The 23,552-nt window shown below is 49.6% G+C and carries 22 protein-coding genes; 9 read left to right on the top strand and 13 right to left on the bottom strand.

The window, feature by feature from the left end; all coding sequences use genetic code 11:
- Window positions 1-5: 5 nt before the first annotated feature.
- Genes ACXAFQ_RS05260 through ACXAFQ_RS05240 form a run of 5 tightly spaced genes read right to left on the bottom strand, consistent with a single transcriptional unit; the run spans window position 6 to window position 3,831 of the window.
- Window positions 6-653 (bottom strand): SCO family protein, encoded by a 648-nt coding sequence (locus tag ACXAFQ_RS05260; RefSeq protein ID WP_474818648.1) that lies wholly within the window; start codon window positions 651-653, stop codon window positions 6-8.
- The gene (cyoE, locus tag ACXAFQ_RS05255; RefSeq protein WP_474818647.1) at window positions 650-1,567 is read right to left on the bottom strand and encodes a heme o synthase; all 918 of its coding nucleotides are present in this window, start codon (window positions 1,565-1,567) and stop codon (window positions 650-652) included. Before cyoE ends, ACXAFQ_RS05260 begins: the two co-directional genes overlap by 4 nt.
- Complete coding sequence (locus ACXAFQ_RS05250; protein ID WP_070124486.1) at window positions 1,560-2,549, bottom strand: COX15/CtaA family protein; 990 nt, start codon at window positions 2,547-2,549, stop codon at window positions 1,560-1,562. Before ACXAFQ_RS05250 ends, cyoE begins: the two co-directional genes overlap by 8 nt.
- Window positions 2,550-2,558: 9 nt before the next feature.
- A complete protein-coding gene (locus tag ACXAFQ_RS05245; protein WP_474818646.1) occupies window positions 2,559-3,116 on the bottom strand; it encodes a hypothetical protein in 558 nt (185 codons plus the stop codon).
- Window positions 3,117-3,120: 4 nt separating this feature from the next.
- Window positions 3,121-3,831, bottom strand: a complete 711-nt coding sequence (locus tag ACXAFQ_RS05240; protein ID WP_474818645.1) for an SURF1 family protein — start codon at window positions 3,829-3,831, stop codon at window positions 3,121-3,123.
- A 30-nt stretch (window positions 3,832-3,861) separates the two neighbouring features.
- Between ACXAFQ_RS05240 and ACXAFQ_RS05235 the strand changes: the two genes are divergently transcribed.
- On the top strand, window positions 3,862-4,071 hold the full coding sequence (locus tag ACXAFQ_RS05235; RefSeq protein ID WP_474818644.1) for a DUF2909 domain-containing protein: 210 nt from the start codon (window positions 3,862-3,864) through the stop codon (window positions 4,069-4,071).
- Between the two features lie 198 nt (window positions 4,072-4,269).
- Here ACXAFQ_RS05235 and ACXAFQ_RS05230 read toward each other — a convergent pair whose 3' ends face one another.
- The 4 genes from ACXAFQ_RS05230 to coxB are packed head-to-tail and all read right to left on the bottom strand — an operon-like array spanning window position 4,270 to window position 8,535.
- A complete protein-coding gene (locus ACXAFQ_RS05230; RefSeq protein ID WP_474818643.1) occupies window positions 4,270-5,148 on the bottom strand; it encodes a cytochrome c oxidase subunit 3 in 879 nt (292 codons plus the stop codon).
- A 21-nt stretch (window positions 5,149-5,169) separates the two neighbouring features.
- Window positions 5,170-5,760, bottom strand: a complete 591-nt coding sequence (locus ACXAFQ_RS05225) for a cytochrome c oxidase assembly protein (RefSeq protein ID WP_474818642.1) — start codon at window positions 5,758-5,760, stop codon at window positions 5,170-5,172.
- 9 nt (window positions 5,761-5,769) lie between these two features.
- The gene (gene ctaD / locus ACXAFQ_RS05220) at window positions 5,770-7,401 is read right to left on the bottom strand and encodes a cytochrome c oxidase subunit I (protein ID WP_474818641.1); all 1,632 of its coding nucleotides are present in this window, start codon (window positions 7,399-7,401) and stop codon (window positions 5,770-5,772) included.
- Window positions 7,402-7,410: 9 nt separating this feature from the next.
- The gene (gene coxB / locus ACXAFQ_RS05215) at window positions 7,411-8,535 is read right to left on the bottom strand and encodes a cytochrome c oxidase subunit II (RefSeq protein WP_474819256.1); all 1,125 of its coding nucleotides are present in this window, start codon (window positions 8,533-8,535) and stop codon (window positions 7,411-7,413) included.
- A 392-nt stretch (window positions 8,536-8,927) separates the two neighbouring features.
- Between coxB and ACXAFQ_RS05210 the strand changes: the two genes are divergently transcribed.
- Together ACXAFQ_RS05210 and ACXAFQ_RS05205 are read left to right on the top strand one after the other, a co-directional pair.
- Window positions 8,928-9,503, top strand: coding sequence for a YceI family protein (locus ACXAFQ_RS05210; RefSeq protein ID WP_474818640.1), 576 nt, complete (start codon window positions 8,928-8,930; stop codon window positions 9,501-9,503).
- A 123-nt stretch (window positions 9,504-9,626) separates the two neighbouring features.
- The gene (locus ACXAFQ_RS05205) at window positions 9,627-10,769 is read left to right on the top strand and encodes a serine hydrolase domain-containing protein (RefSeq protein ID WP_474818639.1); all 1,143 of its coding nucleotides are present in this window, start codon (window positions 9,627-9,629) and stop codon (window positions 10,767-10,769) included.
- A gap of 130 nt (window positions 10,770-10,899) precedes the next feature.
- On the opposite strand, the gene lexA is transcribed toward ACXAFQ_RS05205, so the two are convergent.
- The 3 genes from lexA to ACXAFQ_RS05190 all read right to left on the bottom strand — a co-directional run bounded on the left by lexA (window position 10,900) and on the right by ACXAFQ_RS05190 (window position 13,982).
- Window positions 10,900-11,526: a transcriptional repressor LexA gene (gene lexA / locus ACXAFQ_RS05200; protein ID WP_474818638.1), complete on the bottom strand. Its 627-nt coding sequence runs from the start codon at window positions 11,524-11,526 to the stop codon at window positions 10,900-10,902.
- Between the two features lie 64 nt (window positions 11,527-11,590).
- Window positions 11,591-12,913 carry an MFS transporter gene (locus ACXAFQ_RS05195; RefSeq protein WP_474818637.1) on the bottom strand — a complete coding sequence of 441 codons (1,323 nt, stop codon included), beginning with the start codon at window positions 12,911-12,913 and terminating at the stop codon, window positions 11,591-11,593.
- A gap of 49 nt (window positions 12,914-12,962) precedes the next feature.
- Window positions 12,963-13,982, bottom strand: coding sequence for a LacI family DNA-binding transcriptional regulator (locus ACXAFQ_RS05190; protein ID WP_474818636.1), 1,020 nt, complete (start codon window positions 13,980-13,982; stop codon window positions 12,963-12,965).
- A gap of 358 nt (window positions 13,983-14,340) precedes the next feature.
- On the opposite strand from ACXAFQ_RS05190, the gene ACXAFQ_RS05185 reads away from it, so the two are divergent.
- The 6 genes from ACXAFQ_RS05185 (at window position 14,341) to ACXAFQ_RS05160 (ending at window position 22,720) form a co-directional block, all read left to right on the top strand.
- Window positions 14,341-16,692 (top strand): TonB-dependent receptor, encoded by a 2,352-nt coding sequence (locus tag ACXAFQ_RS05185; RefSeq protein WP_474818635.1) that lies wholly within the window; start codon window positions 14,341-14,343, stop codon window positions 16,690-16,692.
- Between the two features lie 83 nt (window positions 16,693-16,775).
- Window positions 16,776-18,437 carry a sulfatase family protein gene (locus tag ACXAFQ_RS05180; protein WP_474818634.1) on the top strand — a complete coding sequence of 554 codons (1,662 nt, stop codon included), beginning with the start codon at window positions 16,776-16,778 and terminating at the stop codon, window positions 18,435-18,437.
- Between the two features lie 11 nt (window positions 18,438-18,448).
- Window positions 18,449-18,826: a sulfatase-like hydrolase/transferase gene (locus ACXAFQ_RS05175; RefSeq protein WP_474818633.1), complete on the top strand. Its 378-nt coding sequence runs from the start codon at window positions 18,449-18,451 to the stop codon at window positions 18,824-18,826.
- A 2-nt stretch (window positions 18,827-18,828) separates the two neighbouring features.
- Complete coding sequence (locus tag ACXAFQ_RS05170) at window positions 18,829-18,996, top strand: hypothetical protein (RefSeq protein WP_474818632.1); 168 nt, start codon at window positions 18,829-18,831, stop codon at window positions 18,994-18,996.
- Window positions 18,989-20,455 carry a sulfatase family protein gene (locus ACXAFQ_RS05165; RefSeq protein ID WP_474818631.1) on the top strand — a complete coding sequence of 489 codons (1,467 nt, stop codon included), beginning with the start codon at window positions 18,989-18,991 and terminating at the stop codon, window positions 20,453-20,455. Before ACXAFQ_RS05170 ends, ACXAFQ_RS05165 begins: the two co-directional genes overlap by 8 nt.
- A gap of 15 nt (window positions 20,456-20,470) precedes the next feature.
- Complete coding sequence (locus ACXAFQ_RS05160) at window positions 20,471-22,720, top strand: ammonia-forming cytochrome c nitrite reductase subunit c552 (protein WP_474818630.1); 2,250 nt, start codon at window positions 20,471-20,473, stop codon at window positions 22,718-22,720.
- On the opposite strand, the gene ACXAFQ_RS05155 is transcribed toward ACXAFQ_RS05160, so the two are convergent.
- Complete coding sequence (locus ACXAFQ_RS05155) at window positions 22,707-23,492, bottom strand: hypothetical protein (RefSeq protein ID WP_474818629.1); 786 nt, start codon at window positions 23,490-23,492, stop codon at window positions 22,707-22,709. The genes ACXAFQ_RS05160 and ACXAFQ_RS05155 overlap by 14 nt on opposite strands.
- Window positions 23,493-23,552 lie beyond the last annotated feature (60 nt).

The raw sequence follows: 23,552 nt of genomic DNA, 5'->3' as shown, positions 1-23,552 counted from the left end.
GCATACTATCGAGATAAAACAATCTTGGGCATGTCTGCAAGAATTTGCTCACTGTCACTGATTGCTAATTTTCCCGGCTCCATTGTTGGTTTAAATCGCCCGATGACTTCAACATCAGGTCCGATAACTACCACAGAAGCACTATGATCAACCAAGTAGGCTTCTTTTTCGGTATCTTCAGACAATGCATACATCAATCCTAAATTCCTGACAAGAGGGAAGATTTCAGCGTGTGGTCCGGTTGCAGCAAGAAAATCTTTATTAAAAAAACTGATATAGCTGTTAAGCCTTTGAATCGTATCTCTTTTGGGATCAACCGATATGAAAAGCACTTGTATATTAGATTTTTCTAATTTAGACGAAAGTACAGGCCAGATTTTCTTAAACGAAGCCAGCGTTGTCGGACAGACATCCGGACAATAAGTGTAGCCCAGAAAAACCAAGGTCCATTTTTTTTTGAGATTTTCGCGGGTAAAAGGGTCGCCATTAGCATCAGCAAGTGTGAATTCATCAATGGCTTTCGGTGCAGGGTAATACTGAAAATAATCCACCGTATTTTCATCAGCTTCAGGCGGTGCGATATAAATCGCACCATAAATGCCGGCAATCAGTGCAACAATGGCGACGATACCGGTAAGGGTTCTTTGCGTCATAACGTTATTGGCATGTAGTGATCGAATAAAAGCACCACAAACAATAGCATGAGATGAACAATCGAATAACGGAATGTTTTGATTGCCGTATCTTCTTCACAGGCGAATTTAAGCCGGTATGCCCAGGCACAGAAACCTGCGTTCAGAACCAATGAACCAATCAGATATATCATGTGAGACATGCCCACCAGATACGGCAACAGGCATACCAAGACCAGCAAAATGGTATATCCGAGCACCGATGTTTTGGTGAATTCTTCGCCATGCGTAACAGGCAGCATGGGAATGTTTGCCCGGGCATAATCTTTCTTGCGATGAATAGCTAACGCCCAGAAATGAGGCGGCGTCCAGGTAAACACAATCAGAACCAGCAGTAGCGCGTGGGCGTGCACCTCATTGGTGACGGCAGTCCAACCAAGCAGCGGCGGTGCAGCACCGGCTAGCCCGCCAATCACGATATTCTGTGGTGTCGCACGCTTTAAGAACATGGTGTAAATCACCGCATAACCTACCAAACTGGCCAGGGTAAGCATGGCGGTAAGCATATTAACCCACGCAGATAAAATGACGAATCCAGCAGCACCTAGTATCGCAGCAAACCAAAGCGCACGGTCTACAGACACTTTGCCTTTCACCACAGGCCGGTTTACGGTTCTCGCCATCATGCCGTCGATACGATGGTCGACAACATGATTTATCACCGCAGCTGATGAGGAGAGTAAGCCGATACCGGTCATTCCCGCCAATAGAACTTGCCATTGCACCCAGCCTTCAGTGGCAAGGCACATACCGACTAATGCTGTTAGCAGCAATAGCATCACTACCTTTGGCTTGGTGAGTTCATAGTAATCTCGCCAGTTCGCCTGCTGATAGTTAATCTCACGCCGGGTTGTTGCTGAAATAGATTTAGCCATGAATTTCTCCCTGCACTCTGGACACCTGATAGGTGATCCACACCATGACCAACAACAGGCAAGCCGCGACAATATTATGTGCCACCGCCACCAGTACCGGCAGACTCAGGAGAATGTTGCTCACTCCAAGTGTTACCTGAATCATTAATACACCCACCAGCACTAAACCGGCCGTTTTTACCGGTGTAGCAAACTCTTTGGTGTAGAGCCTAAAACCCAGCCATAGCAAGTAAAGGAATGTCACCACCGCCCCTGCCCGATGAACAATGTGCATGGTCATGCGTTCGCCGTAACCGTGGGCACCGTATTCGTAGGTTTCAGCATAGGGCACACTGAACGCGCCGGAGAAATCTAGTCGAACCGACCATCCATCCTCACACACTGGAAATTCAGTACAGGCTAGCGCCGCGTAGTTGGCAGATGTCCAACCTCCCAAACTAATTTGCATTAGCAAAATAGCGGTTCCCAGTAGCGCTGCCTTCGTGAGCCGGTTGATCCGCCGTGGCTTGATGCGTGCGCCATCACGAAGCTTAAGATGGAGTAAAAACAAACACGCCAGAATGGTGAATCCACCCAACAAGTGCCCCATCACCACAACAGGAAGTAAATTCAGGGTCACAGTAAGCATGCCCAGAATGGCCTGAAAAATAATCAGCCCAACCAGGAAAAATGGCAGACGCAGAGACTGCCCTTTGTGCCGGCGCCTGAACGCCATTGCTGCAATAGTGAAAATGCACATGCCCAGCGCACCCGCAAAATAACGGTGAATCATTTCATTCCAGGCTTTTGCTGCTTCTACCGGGCGGTCGGGAAAAGCCTCATTGGCTGCAGCCACATGATGCTCTGCGGTTGGCACCGAGAGCAAGCCATAGCAACCCGGCCAGTCAGGGCATCCGAGCCCTGCATCGGTGAGTCGGGTATACGCACCAAGAATGATCACAAACACAGCCAAAAACAGACTAAACAGGACGAGCTTTCTCATTGCAACCTCCTACCCAATGCGTGATAGCTTCAGCAGCTTTTTTACATCAGCCAGAATGTCGCGACTACGCTGTATGGCTGTTTGCTTGTCGCCCGATACCGGATAACGCAACATGGCATTATTGAGCGTATCGACCAATAAAATAGTGGCGGAATCTTCTGTGGTTATTGCGCGATTGAGTTCGTTTTCTGAAACCTGTACCAGGTGCAAATTTTGCTCTTCGCCCAATTTATCGATCACCGAGGCATCACTGCTTTCACTCACCAGTACAGTAGCCTGAGCACGCTCAGTTTCACGCCCCAGCGCCATCCACACTTGATGAATACTAAAAATGGCATTCTCGCAGGCCTGATCACAGTGAGCGGGTAGCGAGTAAACCAGCCGCCATTTAGGTTCCTCGCTGGCAAAAACGGTGGACAGATCCCGTGTAGGCTGTAACAACTCACCTTTGTTGGTCGCTCCCTGGGTAAACCAGCCATTATCCAGCGCTAATTTTGCAATCAACACCGGTAAAACAAAGGCGGCGGCAACGCTCAACATGGTAACTTTGCTATTTTTAACCGACATAGCGCTATCCTTTTCTGTTCGAAATTAACGAAAAATAACTCACTGCAGCGGCCGCTACGGCCAAGCCAAACCACTGAATGGCATAGGCGAAATGTTTCTCGGGCGGCATCACCACCGGCTGCCAATCGCGAATAAATTCACTTTGCTCAGGCGCGGTAAGCTCCACCACGTAAGGCAGCAATGACTTCCCGGTTAAGCGACGGATAAAGTCCAGATCCACAGCCTGAATCACTACCGGGAAGGACGCATCGAAGGGCAAGGTTTCACGTACAACGGGGTTATGCCCGGGAATAGAAATTCGCCCGTGAAAATGCTGATAGGTTTGCGCAAGGTCAACGTGGGGCAGCTCGCTGCGCAGGGCAGGTGCGGCTACCCAGCCAAAGTTAACGAGTACGGTACCGTCAGTACTTTGCACTGGTACCAGCACTTCGTAACCCACCTTGCCGTTTTGCACCCGGTTATCTAAAAACAAGATCTGGTTACTTTCAGCCCGCCCGTTGAAGCCAACCTGATAGTCTCGAATGTCTTCCTGCTGGGGTTCGAGTGCATCAAGAGAAATTGCTCCCTCGCCGCTTTTTTGCGCTATGCTAGCCAAACGTTGCTCTTTCTGATGCATCCGATCTAACTGCCAGAATCCGAGCAAAACCATACAGATAACCGCAGTAAGAACCACCGCTGTGGTAGGAAGGGAAGGGAACCGACGTGGTTGTTTCATGTTTGGCTCCTGCTGCTGATGGAGAAAAATATGATTATAAAAATCGTTCTGGTTTGTCTGGTGATCTACATGATCATCAACCTGTTTCTTGCCATGCGTGTGATGATGAAAGACAACCCTGATGGCGAACCAATGAGCAAGTACATCGGTCGCCGGGTAATGACTTCTGTCATCATCGTGTTACTTATTCTCGTGGCCCTCGCCACCGGCCTTATCACCCCGAATCCCACGCCTTACTGAACCGTGGCAAATTGCAGAGACGCGCGCCTCTCGGTTGAGAGGCACATTGCATTTTTAGCGGATGGCGTGGGGATTGGCTGAATACATTTTTAAACCGTCTGCCGCAGGGATGCGGCAGTCGAGCGCCCAGGGATGGGTTTACCGCGTGTTTAAAAATGCATTCAGCCAGTTCCCAGAAAGCCATCCGCCCAAACTCCTCTACAACACATAAACAAACAGAAAGAGCATGACCCACACAACATCCACAAAGTGCCAGTACCAGCTACCGGCCTGGAATGCGAAGTGGTTTTGTGGGGTAAAATGCCCTTTCAGAATGCGGAAAAATAAGACAATCAGAATCAATGTGCCCAGCGTCACATGCATGCCATGGAAGCCGGTAAGCAGGAAGAAGGTGTTGCCGTAAATACCGGATTGCAGTGTTAGCCCTAGCTCCTGATAGGCATGGATGTACTCTTCTACCTGTAAACTCAGAAACGCTAAGCCCAGTAGAATGGTTACGCCCAGCATGATGGTAAGCTGCTTGCGCTTATTTTGTTCCAGGCCAACATGAGCAAAGTGCAGAGTCACCGACGATATCAGCAGAATAATGGTGTTGATGGTAGGCAAACCAGCCGCACTCATTTGCTGCGTGGTAGTGCCACCAGGCGTTTGAATAAGCGGCCACATTGCCTCAAACGCCGGCCACAATACGTCGTTAGTCATGGCGTTATTCGATGCACCACCTAACCAGGGCACTGAAATCACCCGTGCGTAAAACAGTGCGCCGAAGAACGCCGCAAAGAACATCACTTCAGAAAAGATAAACCAGCTCATGCCTTGTCGGTACGAGCGGCCTAACTGGCTGCTGTAAAGCCCACTCATCGATTCATCAATCTGGTTTTTAAACCAACCAAACAGCATCACTAGCAGCGCAACGATACCTACCGCCAGGATCTTCCCACCGTGGCCCGACTCCCCATTTGTCGCTTCAATTACCGTATTACCGGAACCGACTGCAATCAGGAACAAGGCAACCGCACCGACAATGGGCCAGGGGCTCTGTGCGGGCACGTAATAACGTTCATATTGTTGTTGCATGATGGTTCTCCTTCCTCCCCGTCAGCGGCTGCCGCTCACAGGTTGTCGTAAATAAGGGTTGTCGCTTTTCATCAAATCGGTGGCCCGGGCGGTCACGTCATAAAGCGTGTATTGCAAAGTGAAATAGGTGATGTCTTCCGGCAAACTGGTATCCACATAAAATGACATGGGCATCCAGGCTTCCTGGCCCGCCTGTAGCGGCTGTTGGTTGAAGCAAAAACACTCGGTTTTGTTCAGATACAATGCCGCCTGACCAGGGCTGACAGAGGGAATAGCCTGAGCAATGATGTTGCTGCTGGCCGGGTTACGCACATAAAAGGCCACGGTATTTACTTCGCCCGGATGCACCAGCACCTTCTGCGTTTCAGCCCGGAACTCCCAGGGCATTCCACTGTTGGTCCGGGTGATGAATTCCACGGTAACTTCCCGGCTCTTATCTACTTCATCCACAGTGCGAACCGCGGCTTTGTTATCCGTTTTTCCATTAATACCCGTGATATCGCAGAACACGTCGTAAAGTGGCACCAACGCAAACCCAAAGCCAAACATCCCCACAACCACGGCCATGAGTCGTAGTACCAGTCGGTTATTAGCGGATGTTGGCGAGGTCATACCGCACTCCTACTTCACTTTCGGAGGCGTTTCGAACGTATGGTAAGGGGCCGGTGATGGAATTTCCCATTCCAGTCCTTCAGCGCCCTCCCATACCTGTGACGTAACCGGTTCACCTTCCTTGCGGCAGGCTTTGATCACTAACACGAGGAAAATTAATTGTGACAAACCAAATGCGAAGCCACCGATGCTGATCCACTGGTTGTAGTCGGCAAACTGCAGCGAATAATCTGGAATACGGCGAGGCATGCCGGCCAGTCCGACAAAGTGCATAGGGAAGAACAGAACGTTAACGGATACCAGTGAACACCAGAAATGCCACTTCGCTAATGTGATGTTAAACATTTTACCGGTCCATTTTGGTAACCAGTAATACACCGCCGCCATGATGGAGAATACGGCGCCCGTCACCAGCACATAGTGGAAATGCGCTACCACGAAATAGGTATCGTGATATTGGAAGTCCACCGGCGTAATCGCCAGCATCAGCCCAGACAGGCCACCGATGGTGAACAGTACGATAAAGGCGAGGGCGAACAGCATGGGGATCTCGAACGTCATGGAACCCCGCCACATGGTGGCCACCCAGTTAAACACTTTCACGCCCGTTGGCACCGAGATCAGCATGGTAGCGAACATGAAAAACATCTCTGCAAACACCGGCATACCGGTTGTGAACATGTGATGCGCCCAGACGATAAACGACAGCAATGCGATGGACGCCGTGGCGTACACCATGGAGGCATACCCAAATAGGCGTTTGCGGGCAAAAGTGGGCACAATCTGAGAAATGATGCCAAATGCCGGCAAGATCATGATGTACACCTCGGGATGTCCGAAGAACCAGAAGATGTGCTGAAACATTACCGGATCGCCGCCACCGGCAGCATCAAAGAAGCTGGTACCGAAAAATTTGTCGGTAAGTACCATGGTGACGGCACCCGCCAGTACTGGCATTACCGCGATCAGCAGAAACGCCGTGATTAACCAGGTCCATACAAACAAAGGCATTTTCATCCAGGTCATGCCTGGCGCACGCATGTTGAAGATAGTCACGATAACGTTGATGGCGCCCATGATGGAGGAGATCCCCATAATGTGTACCGAGAACACAAATAATGCGGTGCTGTCGCTACTGTAAGTGGTAGACAGTGGCGCATAAAACGTCCATCCGAACGCCGGACCACCACCTTCCATAAATAACGAGCCGAGCAGCATGGAAAACGCGAAAGGCAGAATCCAGAAACTCCAGTTGTTCATTCGCGGCAGCGCCATGTCTGGTGCACCAATCATCATTGGGATCAGCCAGTTGGCCAAGCCAGTGAATGCCGGCATTACCGCACCAAATACCATAATGAGGCCGTGAACGGTGGTCATCTGATTAAAGAAGTTAGGGTCGACTATTTGTAGGCCTGGCTGAAATAGCTCTGCCCGGATCACCATGGCCATGGCACCGCCCACTAAAAACATAATGAAAGCGAACCAAAGATACAGGGTGCCGATATCTTTGTGGTTAGTGGTCAGTACCCATCGCATCAGGCCTGCTGGAGCGCCATGATGTTCATGATGATCGTGTTCGTGAGTAAGGTTGTCGTGTGCCGCAGTATGCTCCGGCATCAAGGTTTCGGTTGCTTTAGTCATAGCAGGCTCCTAGTTACCGTTTGCCACAGCATTCACGTCTTTCGGTTGGATCACATCGCCCGTATTGTTGCCCCAGGCATTACGCTCATAGGTAACCACAGCCGCCACTTCCTTCAGCGATAGCATTTTGCCAAAGGCTTGCATGGCTGTGCCGCTCTTACCATTGAGCACAATATCGATGTGAGCCTGCTTATCATTAAGTACCATTGGACTGCCTTTCAGCGCAGGGAATACACCCGGTAACCCCTGACCAGTAGGCATATGACAGGCAGCGCAGGTAGAGTTGTATACTTTCTCACCCACCGCCATTAGCTCTTCCTTGCTCATGCTCATTGCAAGCAAACGGGCCTCTTCTTCTTTGGCCTGCTTAACAATGGCCTCCTGTTCCGTCATCCAGGTTTTGTATTCATCCGGGGTTTTAGCAATAACAACAACCGGCATAAAGCCGTGATCTTTACCGCACAACTCGGCGCACTGACCGCGATAAATGCCGGGTTCATTCACCTTTGTCCAAGCCTCGTTGATGAAGCCCGGATTAGCATCTTTCTTCACTGCAAAGTCCGGCACCCACCAGGAATGGATCACGTCGTCGGAAGTAATGAGAAAGCGGACTTTCTGATTGGTGGGGATAACCAGCGGACGGTCAACTTCCAGTAAGTAGTTCTCGCCTTTGTCGAACTTGTTCTCAATTTGCTCGCGCTGTGTAGCCATTACTGAATAGAAAGAAACGTCTGAGTCCATGTATTGGTAGTGCCATTTCCACTGCGAACCGGTGACTAATACCGTCATATCTGGCTTACTGGTATCTTCCATGGCAATCAGGGTTTGGGCTGCCGGTACTGCCATAAATATCAGGATCAAAAACGGGATCACCGTCCACGCGATTTCGACTTTCACGTTTTCATGGAAGTGCGCTGGCTTGGCGCCTTTAGATTTTCGGTGTTTGAGAATGGAGTAGAACATCGCTCCAAACACCACGACGGCGATGGCGACACATATCGAAAACATCAGCATATGCAGGTCGTAAACCTGACCGCTGATATCCGTCACTCCCTGACGCAGATTCAGTTCGCCTGCGCGTTCTGACGTAGAATGAGTTTGAGCTAGTGCGCTGGTCGCGGTGACGACGCTCATTGCCCCCCAAACCATCAATGCGTTACTTACGAGTTTTTTCACTCAACACCTCCGTGATGGAGAATCTTGTGTAATACCCTGCTCACAGGATTCTGTCGTATAGTCGCCCGACTTGTTAATTATTATCTTATTTTGTTATTTTTCTGTTAACTACGGTATAAGAATTAAACAGTTTTTGCTCAATGTCTAGACTTTAGGTGAAAAATAAATGGCGGGTTTCATTGAAATGGTGAAATGAGGAGACGGTCATTATGACAAGTTTTGCATTCATTCTGATTATTAGAATGTTTTGTTCAGATCTTAAATACATCTAATTTCTCAGGAAGCCGTATCATTAATCATCTGACAACATTCATTGTTTTGACACCCCAAGTTTAAAAAGGAAATTGGTAATGACTAAATTGATCCCAGCGGTACTGCTTTCAGGTTTGTTCAGCGTAAGTGCATTGGCGGCACCTGTGTCTTATAAAATCGACCCGACTCACACCAATGTCATTGCGTCGTGGAGCCACTTCGGTTTTTCTAACCCTACAGCAGCAATTAACGGTGCTGAGGGGACTATTGTTTATGACAAAGAGAGCCCAGAAGACAGTAAGGTAGACGTTTCTGTATCAATTGCGTCTATGGATACCTTTGTTGCGAAACTGACCGAAGAATTCATGGAAGAAGGCTGGTTCAACGAAGCTAAATTCCCTAAAGCTACATTCAAAAGCACTGACGTTGAGGTAACGGGTGACAAAACGATGGAAGTCACCGGCGATCTGACCATCAAAGGTGTAACGAAAGAAGTGACACTGGACGTAACACTGAATGGCGCAGGCGTGCACCCGATGACTCAGAAACAAGCGGTAGGCTTCGATGCAAAAACAACGATTAAACGCTCTGATTTCGGTATCGACACGTATGTACCGAATGTAAGTGACGAAGTTACCCTGCGCATCACCGCTGAAGCACAAGCGGCTAAGTAATAGCGCTAATATCGATTACTGCATCACCGTCCAGATGCATAGCCCGCGAAAGCGGGCTTTTTATTTGCCAGATGAAAAACATCCTGTAGGGTAAAGGTTTAACCTTCAGACAGGATTGTCCTTTTGCTGCACAAATCACTTCTTTTTTCAGCGCTTTCCCTTGCGCTCTGTTTTAACGCGTTCTCCAAGCCACTCCCGAAAAACGCCATCTCCGCTATGTTCAATGAAGCGGTTAATCATGACACTGTGCCAGGCATCACTATGGCATTGGGTAATGAAAAAGGCATTATGATGGCCGAGGGTTTTGGCTATGCCGATGTAGAAAATCGCGTCGCCATGACACCGCACCACAAGGTTCGCATCGGCAGTGTATCCAAGCTCATCGCAACGGCAGCAATGATGCGGCTGTATGACGAAGGTAAAATTGATTTAGATGCACCGGTAACCGACTATGTCGCTGATTGGCCGAAAGACAAGCCAGTCATTACCTTACGTCAGTTAGCCTCTCATACAGCCGGTATTCGCCATTACAAAGAAGGCGCGAATGAGTTTTTGCTCAATGAAACCTACCCAGATATTAACAGCGCCCTCGCCATGTTTAAGGATGATCCGCTGGAATTCTCACCAGGTACCGATTTCAGCTATTCCACATTCGCCTGGACGTTAGTCAGTGCTGCAATGGAAGGCGCTGATGGCAATCGGGATTTTCGTCAGATTATCGAACAGGAAGTGTTTGCGCCTTTATCGCTAAAAGAAACTGTATTTGATGATCAGTTCACAATTATCGAAAACCGCGCCCGGCCCTATACAACCGAAGAAGGCACTTTGATTAACGCTCCCCAAACCGACCACAGCTACAAGTGGGCAGGTGGCGGTTTTATTGCCTCGCCATCTGACATTGTGCGCTTTGCAGTGGCTCACGTAGCCAGTGATTATTTGGCTGCAGAAACAACGAAATCCATGTTTACCCGGGCAACGTTAAATAACGGGGACGAAGTGGGCTACGGCATTGGCTGGAAAGTTGGCTTTGGCGATTATCGAGAACGGGAAGCGTATAAAGCTAACGTGGAAGCACTTAAGTTAATGGACGACATTCCCACCGCGGTGATGCATTCAGGCGGCAGCATGGGTGGTATTACCATGACGATTCTGTGTCGTGAACACAACACAGCAGTGACTGTAGTGAAGAATGTGAGTGGCGAAAAAAATGCTGACGTTTTTATGCTGGCACTAAAAACACTGCACTATGCTCACACCAGTTATTAAGTTAGGGCAAATCCTTCACTAGCGCTTCGTTAAGGGCACCATATTGATAAAAGAAAAAGGCGATGCTCACTTCAGTGCATCGCCTTTCTTATTCTATAAAATCTATTTTGTTTGGTACGGTGCCCGGCGCTTACATCCAGTCGGCGTTTCTGATCACACCAACGGCTAAACCTTCAATATTGAAAGGCTCTGACGCCAAATCTACCTTAATCGTGTTGAATTCGTCGTTTTCAGCATGCAGCCATACTTCTCGGCCACGTTTTTCAAGACGTTTCACGGTTACGTCTTCATCAACACGTGCAACCACAACCTGCCCATTGTGAACATCTGTAGTACGGTGCACTGCGAGAAGATCGCCATCTAAAATACCGATATCTTTCATACTCATGCCGTTTACGCGCAGCAGAAAATCTGCACGGGGGTGGAACAAGTCAGGATCGACCTTGTAGTGCATTTCCACATGTTCCTGGGCCAGAATTGGCTCACCGGCAGCAACCCGCCCAATTAACGGTAAACCGGCATCTTCCTCGTTTTCACCTTCCAGAGGAATATTCAGTTTAATACCCCGGGAGGTACCCGCCAGGATTTCGATTACCCCTTTTCGTGCCAGTGCTTTTAAGTGCTCTTCCGCCGCATTGGCCGATTTAAAACCCAGTTGCCTGGCGATTTCGGCACGCGTTGGCGGCATACCGGTTTCCAGCATGGTGGTTTTAATGAGTTCGAGAACTTCCGTTTGTCTTGGGGTAAGTGGACGCATAAACAGCCCTGTTTTTCTATACAGTTCCTGTGAGTATATACAGTTATGCAAGATTGACAAGTGATCAACGTTGATTGATTGCGGTTTTTTCCTCAGCTGTATTTACCATTTCCTGGTGACATTGATGGGTAATCGGATAAAACCAGAGCACGGCAACGCCAAGGACACAGCCGATAGCGGCAATAATGGCAATGCTATCGACAAAGAATTCTGCATTTCCTGCAGTTTGCAACGCAGACCATTCCAGTACCCCCGCTATCACCGCGAATGACAGTCCATCACTCACCCGCATCACCAGGTGGAAAGCGCCAAAGGTTAGCGTAGGGTTCACTACCCCCGTTTCTCGCAAACCATATTCGATAGTGTCGGGTAGCGCGGACCATATCAACACCATGAGCCCCCCGGCAAAAATGCCACACGAGAAGAACGCCAAACACAGGAAAGGTAGCGACCGGGGCGTAAACACCATGAATATGAGTAACACCGCAATCAGACCCACTAAGCCAAGAATCATGGCGTGATGCTTTTCTATCAGGTACGACAGCTTTACGAAGCCGGGCAATGCCACCAATTTACCAATGGCCAAGCTTATAATGAGCCAGTTTGTGAGTTTTTCGTCTGCCAGTAACATACTGGCGAAGTAGACGCCGGATTTGTAAAACACTGGAATAAAGATACAAGGTAAAAGCGCATACAATGCCAGCACCATAAAGGCGCGATTTTTACACAACGCTGTGAAGGTGGCTCTCAGTGGCGGCCGCTGTACTTGAAGAGGCTGAATTTGTAATGACCACACGGGCATGATGCATAAATAAATATTGCTCAGCATAAACAGGCAGCAGAGGCCCAACATCCATAATCGAAGGTCATCTCCCGGGGTTTCCAACAACGCAATAACTTTACCCGCGAAGGCAGCGAAAACCAGAATGGCTGATGCGTTGAAGAAGATGCGGGCAGATGACAACTTTGTGCGTTCACGGCTATTGCTTGTTAGCGTACCAAGCATGGCATTGTGGGGAATATCCAACAACGCATAGCCAATTCTGAACACGATTGCAGCCACGAGATAGAATAAAAACAGCGACTCTCTCGCCAATTCGACGGGATAAAACAGCAGAGCAAAAGACAACACGGTAATAGGGGCGCTTAGGGCAATAACTTTCTGATAGCGCAGCCGATAGGTATCGAGCATGACTGACAGCGTGATATCCAGAATACCGGACACAATCAGTGAAACCATTAAAATGAGACCTGCTGTCGAAGCTCCTAAGCCCTGAATATCTGCCAGGTAGTAAAGAAGCAGAAGGTCTGTAAAATTCCACAGCGTACTTTTGGTAAAAGCACCCGACGCGTAGGCGTTGCGCTGAAACCGAGTCAACCTTCTCACTGGCGGTACTCTGTCAGCTTAGCTGACAATTGCAACACTGCCGGTTTGTTCACAACAGTGGGCCACATGAGCTACGTTGCACGTACCGACATCGCAAATCAGTGGTTTCCTCGTAAGGACGATGAAGTACAAGCTGTTGAATCAATTTTCCGGCCGCAGCCTTACCCAGGTTCTCCACCGGTTGATGCACCGTACTTAGCGGTGGCCAAAGGTTTTTACTAGAGGGGTCGTCATCGAATCCCACTACCGATAACTCGTACGGAATACGCAATTTAAGCTGGCTAGCTACTTTGTAAACCAGTGTTGCAATGTAATCGTTGAAGGTGAAAAATGCCGTGGGCCGATCGTCCCGGCTCAGCATGGTGCGGATAATTCTTTCGTAGGTCTCGTCGGTTTTAGGGTTACTATTTACCACCAGCTCAAGATCGACACTGATCCCAAAATTATCATGGGCTTCCTGAAACCCTTGGTAGCGCAGTAAGCCGCCATGGACCGTGTTGTAATTAATAATGCCAATACGACGGTGACCCATGGTCAACAAATGGGTAACCGCCTCTCGTACACCGCCGACAATGTCGCAGGATACGCAGCTGACTTCGTCCATATCCATCGGCAAAATTTTTACTACGGGTTTGTTCTCGGCGTTAATCACCTCAAGCACACCTTTATCATCACACAAAGGGGGCGTGAGAATATAGCCATCGGGATTAGAGCGTTCCGAGAGTTTTCTGACCTGTTCAACAAGCGAAGCTCTGTCTTTAACTGGCCTCACAAGTAGGTCATAGCCCGCTTCATCACAAACTTCAATGGCCCCCGACGTCAGCCTTGCGGAATAAGAGTTGGAAGCATAGTCCATATATAGCAGGCAAATAAGATACGACTGCCCGGTCCGCAGTCGCCGGGCATTTAAATCTACGCGATAGCCGGTTTTCGCCACGGCATCGAGGACTTTCTGCTTATTTTTATCTCTAACGGTGGGGTCGTTGTTCAGAACCCGCGACACGGTTTTGATAGACACGCCAGCTTCTTCGGCAACGTCATGCACTGTGATGTTCTTTTCCGCTTTCATATCTACTTACGTTTTCTGCAACTATTTCTATTGTGCCACAGGCTTTCCGAAAACCCAGTTGAAAATATTGCGTTATAGACAACAAAAAGACAACGTTAGCATATAATATTTGAAAATATGCTTATAACCCAAACTTAGAAACAAAAATTAAGATCATATTTTTCAACACTTTAAATAAAGTATGAGCGATATCAAAACAAAAAGACAACGATAGACTTTTAAACAGATCAAGCTGTATCCTTGTTAAGAAATTAACAATTATTAAACAAAAAATATCAGCGCAGCTCAGTGTTTGGGATGCGCACAAAAAATGCACTTATGTTGCCGAGTGCAAAAAAAGACCTGAGGAGATACATTGATGTTTAACCAAAAGCCACTCACAAAAGCGTTACTGATAGCGTTGGGCGCGATGTCGTCGTCGGCCCTGCTCGCGCAGGAAGACGCTGAGCAAGACGCAAAATCCAAAGCCCAGTTGGAAGTCATTGAAGTCACTGCGCAAAAGCGTGTGCAGGGATTCATGGAAGTGCCCGTCGCAGTAACAACCGTATCTGGAGAAATTCTGGATGCAGCGCAAGCTACAGAATTTCAGGATCTGGTGCAGGTAAGCCCGTCTGTTACGTTTAATCAGTCTGGTGATATGCGAGGTTCCGGCGTTAACATTCGTGGTATTGGTACTACCGCCTTCCAGACAGCCGTAGAGCCCACCGTAAGTACAGTAATCGATGGCATTCCGCTAGGCCGTACCGTGCAATTCCTGTCAGATCTGGCTGACATCGACCGGGTGGAAGTACTGCGCGGTCCACAGGGCACACTGTTCGGTAAAAATGCCTCAGGTGGTGTAGTTAGCGTCTTTACCAAACGCCCGGAAGATTCTTTTTTCGGTGAAGTCCGTATGACGCTCACCGACGATGACGCCTGGGGATTGATGGGTCAGGTTACCGGCCCCCTCAACGATAATATGCGTGGACGCTTGTCGTTCTACAATCGTGACTTCGATGGTTTTGTAAAAAACCTCACCACTGGCGAGATGATCAACGGTGACGAAAGTAAGGGGATGCGCGGTAAGCTGGATATCGATCTTGGCATGGATGACAACCTCTATATCATTGCGGATTATTCCAAGCAGACACGGGATTGCTGTACACCAACGCTACAAAGTATTGGCCGCGGTTCACTGGCTGACCTCCACCAGCTTGGAGAAGACTATGCTGATGTGGATGTGTCCTGGGGCAACAATGAAGTTAAAATTGCCAGCCCAGCGTACTCGAACACAGAAACCGGCGGGATCTCCGTTGAATACAACCACAGCTTCGAAGAGTTTACGCTAACGTCGATTACTGGCTACCGCGGTTTTACCCTCGAAACCGCACAAGATGCCGACATCGTGCCTTACCTCACGCCGGTGACAGGCCATGTGTTGTTTACTAAAAACGGCGCATCCGGTGGCGGCGACCAACAGCAGTCACAGTTCTCACAAGAACTCCGTCTAGCTGGACGTCTTACTGACGATATGTTTGTCACAGTGGGCGCGTTCTACTGGGAGCAAACAGTTGACCGTTATTTCGAACGTGAAGTCATGCGCTGTGCTGATGCCTACGATCCGGTAGTCGGTACGGTAGCTTGTTCGGAGGAAGGGTCGGGTATTGGTTTCGCGGCGATGGACTCATCGGTAGACACCCGCAACTATGCGATATTCGGACAAGCCGACTGGGATGTCACAGACGAACTCACAGCCTCTTTGGGCTTACGCTACACCAAAGACGAAATTTCCTTCGATTTTTACCGCAGCGCGGCTGAAATTACCGGGCCGTTCTCGGGCCTGCCAGCCCTGCCGGGTGCCGAAGGCGATTTCAGCAACGAAACCGAAGACGATGCGCTAACCGGTCGTTTTGCACTTTCCTACGATTTAAACGACACCACCATGCTATTTGGTAGCTACGCTCAGGGTTATAAATCGCCAGCCTTCGATTTAATTTTCTCGCTGAACGAAAGCCGCACCGCCCCCGTTCCGGCCGAAACTAACGTAGCTTGGGAAGGGGGCGTACGCTCAGAAATGTTCGACCGTCGCCTGCGCTTGTCTGCTACCGCGTTCCATACCACTTTCGAGAATTTCCAGGGTCAGGCTTACAACCCGGAAACAGTGACCTTTTCGCTGACCAGTGCCGGTGAAGTTATCACAAAGGGTCTGGAATTGGAGTTTAATGCCAAACCGGTACCTGAACTGCTAATCAGCGGTGGTGTGGCATTCATTGATGCCACCTATGGTGAATTCATGGATCAGCAGTGCTACTTCAATCAAACCGAAGCTGAAGGCTGTATCGATGGCTTCCAGTCAATCTCTGGTGGCGATGTTCCCAATTCACCAGATACCAAAATCACCCTTTCCGGTAAGTACAACATTTATCTAGATGGCGATATGGACATGTTCGTCAGTGCCAATTATCGCTGGCAGGACGAAGTGCAGATGAACCAGAACCAGGCGCCCTATCTGATCCTGCCCAGCTACGGTGTGCTCGACCTCACTGTAGGCATTCAGGCCGATGATGGTCAGTGGGTGGCCAGTGTGTTTGCAAAGAACGCGTTGGATGACAATTACGTTGCCCAAATTGGCACCGCCATCTTCGATCAAAGCAACATCAACGCGCAGTTAACCCGTGATTTCCAACGCTACATGGGCGTGGAATTCACCTATCGATTCGGCGCTTACTAGCGCACGGGTTCAACAGTACGGCGGCCCGGGGCAGTGCAATCTCCTGTGTCCGCCGCTTTTTTACTTTAACCGGAAGAGATTTCATGAAACTTCACCTCTCAAAACGATTAATGACGCTGGCCAGTGTTCTTGTACTCGGCACGTCACTAAACGTGCAAGCGTCAGACACACAGCGCAATGTGATTTTTGTGCTGATGGACGACCTACGCTACGACGGTATGGGGTTCTTGCAGGAAGAACTACAAACCCCGAACATCGATAAACTGGCCGATACCGGCGTGTATTTCCCCAACGCAGTGGTCACTTCATCACTCTGTTCCCCCAGCCGGGCCACCATTCTTACCGGCATGACTGCCCGTAATCACAAGATCGTGGATAACAATAACTCCAGCGAGGAAGGCCTAACGTTTTTCCCCAAATACCTGCAGCAGGCCGGCTACAAGACCGGATTTTTTGGTAAATGGCACATGGGCAGCCATTCAGATATGCCTCGCGATGGTTTTGACAAGTGGGTGAGTTTTCCTGGCCAGGGAGCTTATTACCCGACAGATGGCATTCCAAAACCTATGCTTGAAAAGGGCAAGATCAATCAGCTGAATATTGATGGTAAGCATGTAGATCAGAAAGGCTACATTACCGACGAACTCACTGATTACGCGCTGGACTGGCTGAAAAATGACGTGGGCGATTCCCAGCCATTCTTCCTTTACTTGAGCCACAAAGCCGTTCACTCTGACGCCACGCCAGCTAAGCGCCATGAAGGTCAGTACGACGATGTCGACTTTAAGTTGCCGGACTCAGCTGTAGTGACGGAAGAAGCCGCGAAGAACAAGCCGATGTGGGTTCATAACCAGCGCAACAGCTGGCACGGTACCGATTTCTTCTACGCCAGTGACCGCACCATGGAAGCATACCTCAAGCAGTATTATGCCACGCTCTCAGCGGTGGATGACAGCTTGGGCGAAGTGCTTGCCTACCTGAAAGAAAACGATTTATACGATAATACCATGGTCGTGTTTTATTCGGATAATGGCTTCCTGATTGGTGATCACGGCCTTATCGACAAGCGCAATGCTTATGAGGGTTCTGTGCGTGTTCCACTGGTGATCAGTGCGCCAGGTCTGCTGCCACAGGGCGAAACCAACGAAGCACTGGTGCGTAATCTGGATATGGCGCCCACCTTCCTTGAACTGGCCGGCGCAAAACAGCCTGCGCAGTTTGAAGGTAAAAGCTTCCTGCCTGTTGCTTCAGGAAAAGTCGCCCAGGATAAATGGGAATCACCTGATTTCGTTTACGAATACTACTGGGAGTGGTCGTTCCCGATGACTCCAACCACGTTTGCCATCCGCCGCGACAACCTCAAGTACATTCAATACCACGGCGTATGGGATATCGAAGAACTTTACGACCTGGAGAAAGACCCTGAAGAAATGCACAACCTGATCCGCGATCCGCAGTATGCAAAAGAGCTACTGCCATTACGTAAAGCACTGTATGCATCCCTGAATCCTGCCAACGGCAGTAAACCATCTGTGCCCTTCAACGCACGACTGGCCGAAGGCATGAATCTGCGCAAGAAAGATGGTCTGAAGGCAGCGCCATTCCCAGACTGGTGGCTGGTAGAACCGAATCGTAAAGACATGTACATGGGCCTGTTCCCGGATACACCAATGAAGCTGGAGATGCAGCGCAAAGGTGAAATGTACTTTCCGTGGATGGAAGCAAACGGCAGTTCAGGTCACTAAGGAGTTGGGTAATGCGAATGTTTCGTTGGATGCTTTTCACTGTTGTTACTGGTTTTTCCCTGACCGCTTGGGGAAAGCAGCCTAACATCTTGCTCATTGTTGCCGAAGACCTGAGCCCCCGCGTCGGTGCTTTCGGTGATGCAGTGGCTGATACGCCCACTATTGATGCCCTTGCTGAGCAAGGCATTCGCTTTACCAACGTTTATGCCGCTGCTGGGGTCTGTGCACCAAACCGCTCTGCGCTGATATCCGGCATGTACCCGATTTCCATGGGCACTCACCAAATGCGTACGTCGCAGTTGCTGCTGCCCAATGGCAGCACCGGTTACGAAATGATCACTCCGGCTGAGATAGAAGCATTACCGACTGCAACGGACAGATGTGCATAAGCATGGACTCTGCCAGTGACAATGCCTCTATCACCTATCGTCTTGCCGCCGGTGATAACTGGCAACTCTATACTGGCCCTGTGTCGGTGTTACCTAATAGTTTAATTGAAGCAAAAGCCGTGCGTTACGGCTATCAGGAAAGCAAAGTGGAGCAATACCATCATGACTAAATTCCCCCTGGCCGCGCTGCTTGGCAGCTTGCTGTGTATTGCCGGGATAATGTCTTCCCCAACACTCGCTGCCGAAGACAACGCCGAGAAACCCAACGTAATCATTATTTTTGCTGATGATATGGGATATGGCGATATGAGCAACAATGGTCATCCTACGCTAAAAACCCCGAATCTGGATTCGATGGCGGCGGAAGGGCAAAAGTGGACGAACTTTTACGTAGCCGCGCCCGTGTGCTCGCCCAGTCGTGCGGGTTTGATGCTAGGCCAATACCCGGTCCGGGCTGGCCTGGCTTCTTCCACGCCAATGCGTCAGGTTTTCCGTGAAGACTCGCTAGGCGGTATGCCGACGTCCGCCACTACCATTCCAGAAGCGCTAAAAGCACAAGGGTACGACACCGCCATGATTGGGAAATGGCACATTGGCCACCTCCCTGAATTCTTGCCAGAGAACCACGGCTTCGACAGCTGGTTCGGCATTCCTTATTCCAACGACATGGATCAGGATTTTGAAAAAATTCAAAAGCTTAACGGCCCAGACTGGAGTGTAAAAACCTGGAACAAGGGTAAGCAGTGGACCAACCCGAAATCCGAGTATTTTCGTGTGCCACTCATGCAGGGGGAAGAAATTATCGAGCGTGCACCGAATCAGCATGAGATCACGAAAACCTACACCACCCGGGCAAAGAACTACATTAAATCCCATAAAGAAAATCCGTTCTTCCTGTATATCGCCCACGCTATGCCTCATGTACCGCTGTTCGCTTCGAAAGAATTTGAAGGTCGAAGCACGCAAGGCCTGTATGGCGATGTGATTGAAGAGCTCGACTGGTCGGTAGGTGAAATTCTGCAAACACTAAAAGATGAAGGCATCGATGAAAACACCCTGGTAATTTTCAGTTCCGATAATGGACCTTGGACCTGGTTTGAAACATTAGGCGGCAGTGCCGGATTGTTGCGCGGCGGAAAGTCTGATGTGTTTGAGGGCGGCATGCGCGTACCCGGTATTTTCTGGTGGCCGGGACACATTAAATCCGGCATCCGTCACGATATCGGCTCCACCATAGATTTACTGCCCACTCTGGTTGATCTTGCAGGTGGAGAAATACCCGCTGACACCGACGGCTATTCAGTAAAATCCACGTTGCTGAATGGTGAAGACAGCGCCCGTGACGTCTATTTCTACTATCGCGGCGCAAAGGTTTTTGCTGTGCGGGAAGGCCGCTATAAAGCGCACTTTATTCTTAAAGAAGGCTACGGCGGCAACCCTGGTGAAGTGCTGGCAAGTCCGCTGTTATTTGACTTGAATGCTGATCCTTCAGAGAAATATGATATCGCACAAAGTCATCCAGAAGTCATTGCGAGACTCACCAAACTGCGTGAAGACCACGCGGCGAGCATTAAACCAGTTGAAAACCAGTTGGATAAGTGTCAAAAAGGCTCGCGACTTTGTAAGTAAACCGGACCCTGACTTTTGTATTTACTGAATAAGGGCTGTCTGACAGCCCTGCTTTTTTTGCTCGTGATGCGCACTGCCGCCCATGCCGACGAAGGTTATGTGGGGGCTAGCGTGTGCGCCGATTGTCATGCAGAGCAAACTGCTGACTGGCAACAATCTGATCACTATCACAGCATGCTGCCTGCGAATGAAAAGTCTGTACTTGGCGACTTTAATGAAGCCAGTTTCACGGCCGGCAAACGCACCTCACGCTTTTTCATCCGCGATGGTAGGTACCTGGTCGAAACCTTAGGGAATAATGGCAAGCCGCAAACCTTTGAAGTAGCTTACACTTTTGGCTATAACCCTCTGCAGCAATATCTTTTGCGTACCGATGGCGGCAGATTGCAGGCCTTCGACGTAGCCTGGGACAGTAGGCCGCTGGGCGAAGGTGGACAACGATGGTATCAGTTACAAGATGACAGCGTAACCGACCCGGAACATCCATTCTTCTGGACTGGCTACTACCAAAACTGGAACAGTCGCTGTGCCTCTTGCCACTCTACCAACCTGGAGAAGCATTACGATCCAGTCAATAATGCCTTCAATACCACGTATTCCGACGTCAACGTGGCATGTGAAAGCTGTCATGGCCCTGGCTCAGAGCACGTTAAACTGGCTAAAACCAACAAGATTTCAGCAAACAAGACCGGCCTGAAATCTCTAGGCAAAGCCATTGCGTTTCATTTTTCCGGCAATGATCCTATTGCCCGCCCGCAGTCTTCTTCCGCTTCACCACTGGCACTGGCTACCGACACGTGTGGCGGATGCCACAGCCGCCGGGCTGAACTGGGAGAGCCAGATTTAACCCAACCGTATCATCAGCAGTTTCAACTCGATGGTGTAAACGAACCACTGTACTTCAGCGACGGACAAATTCGTGATGAAGTGTTTGTACTGGGTTCATTCCTGCAAAGCAAAATGGCACAAGCTGGGGTCACCTGTACCAATTGTCATGACCCACACTCAGGTAAAACAAAGCTTCCCGGCGAACAGATATGTGCCACCTGCCACCGAGCGGATGTGTTTGCCGCACCGGAACATACCAATGGACATAAAGATGCAAACTGCCTCGACTGCCATATGCCCGCCCGCACCTACATGGGCGTGGACGACAGACGAGATCACCGTTTTCATCGCCCGTCAGCACTGAACGCAAATAGCATGAGTCCTTGCCAGAGTTGTCATGAAGACAAATCTGAAAGCTGGTTCAAAGACGCCATCATGCACTGGCCAAGGCGGGAAGGTGCATCTGCTGACACGTTAGGGCAATGGGCGGCATTCAATCAGGCGATGCTCACCTGGAACGCCGATGCGATCGCAGATTCAAGCCGCTTCCTTGCAGATGAAACGGTAAACCTGCCGGATCTGCTGGCTGTTGCACTCACTGAAAAATTGGTGACACAGTCACCCGCAGAGGCAGCTGAATTGATTTGGCGTGATACTCAGTCAGATTCAACCATTCGTCGTCGTGGCGCCGCCCGTGCAGCGCGCGCTTTACCGCCACAACAGCAAGCTAAAATAGCCAAGCACCTCATGAATGACGAGGCTGCCTCCGTTCGTAGTGAAGTTGCGGCGGCGCTGTTAAACGCACCGGTAGACCATATTTTACCGGAAGCGACCATCGCGCCCTTATTAGACGAATACGCAAAATGGTTGCAACAGTCGGCAGATCATCCCGGTTCGAATGTAGGACTCGCTCAACTTGCCCGACGCCGAAATGACATTGTGGCTGCGAAGCAATTTTATGAGCGTGCACTGACCATCGACCCGGCTTTCTTGTCAGCACGCATGGCATTTGCCGATTTTCTAAAGGAAATGGGGAATGCTCGGGGAGAGAAACGCGAGTTGAAAGCCGCACTTGCGACAGCGCCAGATTCAGGTGCCGTGCAATTTGCCTACGGACTCATGCTAGTGCGTGAAAAGCAATACGACGAAGCCGCACTACACCTTGAGCTGGCCTATCAGGCCGATGATGCGATTCCGCGATTTGCGTTTGTGTATGGGGTGTCACTCTGGCAATTACAGCGTCAGAATGAAGCTGTTGAGGTATTGGCAAATGCCGCAGCGCGCTGGCCTGCCGATTATGATTTACTGTCTACCTGGGCAAAATACGCTTATATGAGTAAGAACACTGCCATGCTGAAAAAGGCTGCCGTCGCGCTGGGTAATGCTTACCCCAATGACAGCCTTTATCAGCAGCTAAAGCCGCTTATTCAGCCTTAGGCGCTTCAATATGATGGGCCGTTACACCAGCGGGATACAGCAAGTTTCGACGGAACGTGGTGGTTACCTTCACGTTTTCAAATCCGGCGCTGGCTAACACCTGCTTCAATTCCCGATTTGAATAACATCGCATGCTCGACACAATGCCATCCCACAGCAACATCAGCGGTACGATAGGAATCAGGTAAGTGAATATGGCGGTTACTAACAACAGGCGGCGTTCGGTAATGAACGGCAGCATGATCATCGCCACTAGCGGCCCGAGCAGCATAGAGACATAGGCCATAAATGAATTATCGCAGTACTCCAACACCAGCACATCGTCGCCGTGAGGGAGATTCAGTTTAAAAATCTGACTCACTTGTTCGTGGTCGAAATGGTGAAAGGAATTAATAAATATTTTCGGGCAGCGAAAATCCGGATTGTCTTTGAGCACATCGATGGGTTGCTCAAGGTAATGAATGCGATCATCACCTAAGCGATTAATGCGTTCGCGAAATTCCGGGTTTTTATCGATCATGAAGTCAGAAAGATTAAAACGGATGTCTTTTTTGCCCATCTCGCGGATCAGAAGTTCGTTAACGAAACCACTTCCAGCGCACGGATCGAGCACGGTACCACCGGCTTTATCAATAAAAGCATTCAGTTCTGGCAGCCACATTTTGTGATAGCCAAATACCTTATACAGTGCACCCATGAAGCGGCGCAGAAACGCGTGATAAAATTCTGGCACCCAGAACAAGTCACCAAATTCGAATAATTTTATTTTCATTGTATCCCCGCGCCTGTCCTATTGTTGTCGGGTTAACGGTCAGACTGACTATCAACGCCA

The sequence above is a fragment of the Alteromonas sp. ABH2_165 genome (genome assembly GCF_056159945.1).
Note: the sequence above shows the minus strand (reverse complement) of the source record. Positions and strands in the feature narration are given on the sequence as shown.

What these genes read in the sequence shown, in the direction of transcription:
- ACXAFQ_RS05245 (WP_474818646.1), bottom strand. Translation starts at nt 3,116, where the DNA reads ATGTCGGTTAAAAATAGCAAAGTTACCATGTTGAGCGTTGCCGCCGCC.
- ACXAFQ_RS05240 (WP_474818645.1), bottom strand. Translation starts at nt 3,831, where the DNA reads ATGAAACAACCACGTCGGTTCCCTTCCCTTCCTACCACAGCGGTGGTT.
- cyoE (WP_474818647.1), bottom strand. Translation starts at nt 1,567, where the DNA reads ATGGCTAAATCTATTTCAGCAACAACCCGGCGTGAGATTAACTATCAG.
- ACXAFQ_RS05170 (WP_474818632.1), top strand. Translation starts at nt 18,829, where the DNA reads ATGGACTCTGCCAGTGACAATGCCTCTATCACCTATCGTCTTGCCGCC.
- ACXAFQ_RS05185 (WP_474818635.1), top strand. Translation starts at nt 14,341, where the DNA reads ATGTTTAACCAAAAGCCACTCACAAAAGCGTTACTGATAGCGTTGGGC.
- ACXAFQ_RS05260 (WP_474818648.1), bottom strand. Translation starts at nt 653, where the DNA reads ATGACGCAAAGAACCCTTACCGGTATCGTCGCCATTGTTGCACTGATT.
- ACXAFQ_RS05165 (WP_474818631.1), top strand. Translation starts at nt 18,989, where the DNA reads ATGACTAAATTCCCCCTGGCCGCGCTGCTTGGCAGCTTGCTGTGTATT.
- ACXAFQ_RS05250 (WP_070124486.1), bottom strand. Translation starts at nt 2,549, where the DNA reads ATGAGAAAGCTCGTCCTGTTTAGTCTGTTTTTGGCTGTGTTTGTGATC.
- lexA (WP_474818638.1), bottom strand. Translation starts at nt 11,526, where the DNA reads ATGCGTCCACTTACCCCAAGACAAACGGAAGTTCTCGAACTCATTAAA.
- ACXAFQ_RS05225 (WP_474818642.1), bottom strand. Translation starts at nt 5,760, where the DNA reads ATGACCTCGCCAACATCCGCTAATAACCGACTGGTACTACGACTCATG.
- coxB (WP_474819256.1), bottom strand. Translation starts at nt 8,535, where the DNA reads ATGAGCGTCGTCACCGCGACCAGCGCACTAGCTCAAACTCATTCTACG.
- ACXAFQ_RS05190 (WP_474818636.1), bottom strand. Translation starts at nt 13,982, where the DNA reads ATGAAAGCGGAAAAGAACATCACAGTGCATGACGTTGCCGAAGAAGCT.
- ctaD (WP_474818641.1), bottom strand. Translation starts at nt 7,401, where the DNA reads ATGACTAAAGCAACCGAAACCTTGATGCCGGAGCATACTGCGGCACAC.
- ACXAFQ_RS05180 (WP_474818634.1), top strand. Translation starts at nt 16,776, where the DNA reads ATGAAACTTCACCTCTCAAAACGATTAATGACGCTGGCCAGTGTTCTT.
- ACXAFQ_RS05175 (WP_474818633.1), top strand. Translation starts at nt 18,449, where the DNA reads ATGCGAATGTTTCGTTGGATGCTTTTCACTGTTGTTACTGGTTTTTCC.
- ACXAFQ_RS05230 (WP_474818643.1), bottom strand. Translation starts at nt 5,148, where the DNA reads ATGCAACAACAATATGAACGTTATTACGTGCCCGCACAGAGCCCCTGG.
- ACXAFQ_RS05235 (WP_474818644.1), top strand. Translation starts at nt 3,862, where the DNA reads ATGATTATAAAAATCGTTCTGGTTTGTCTGGTGATCTACATGATCATC.
- ACXAFQ_RS05155 (WP_474818629.1), bottom strand. Translation starts at nt 23,492, where the DNA reads ATGAAAATAAAATTATTCGAATTTGGTGACTTGTTCTGGGTGCCAGAA.
- ACXAFQ_RS05210 (WP_474818640.1), top strand. Translation starts at nt 8,928, where the DNA reads ATGACTAAATTGATCCCAGCGGTACTGCTTTCAGGTTTGTTCAGCGTA.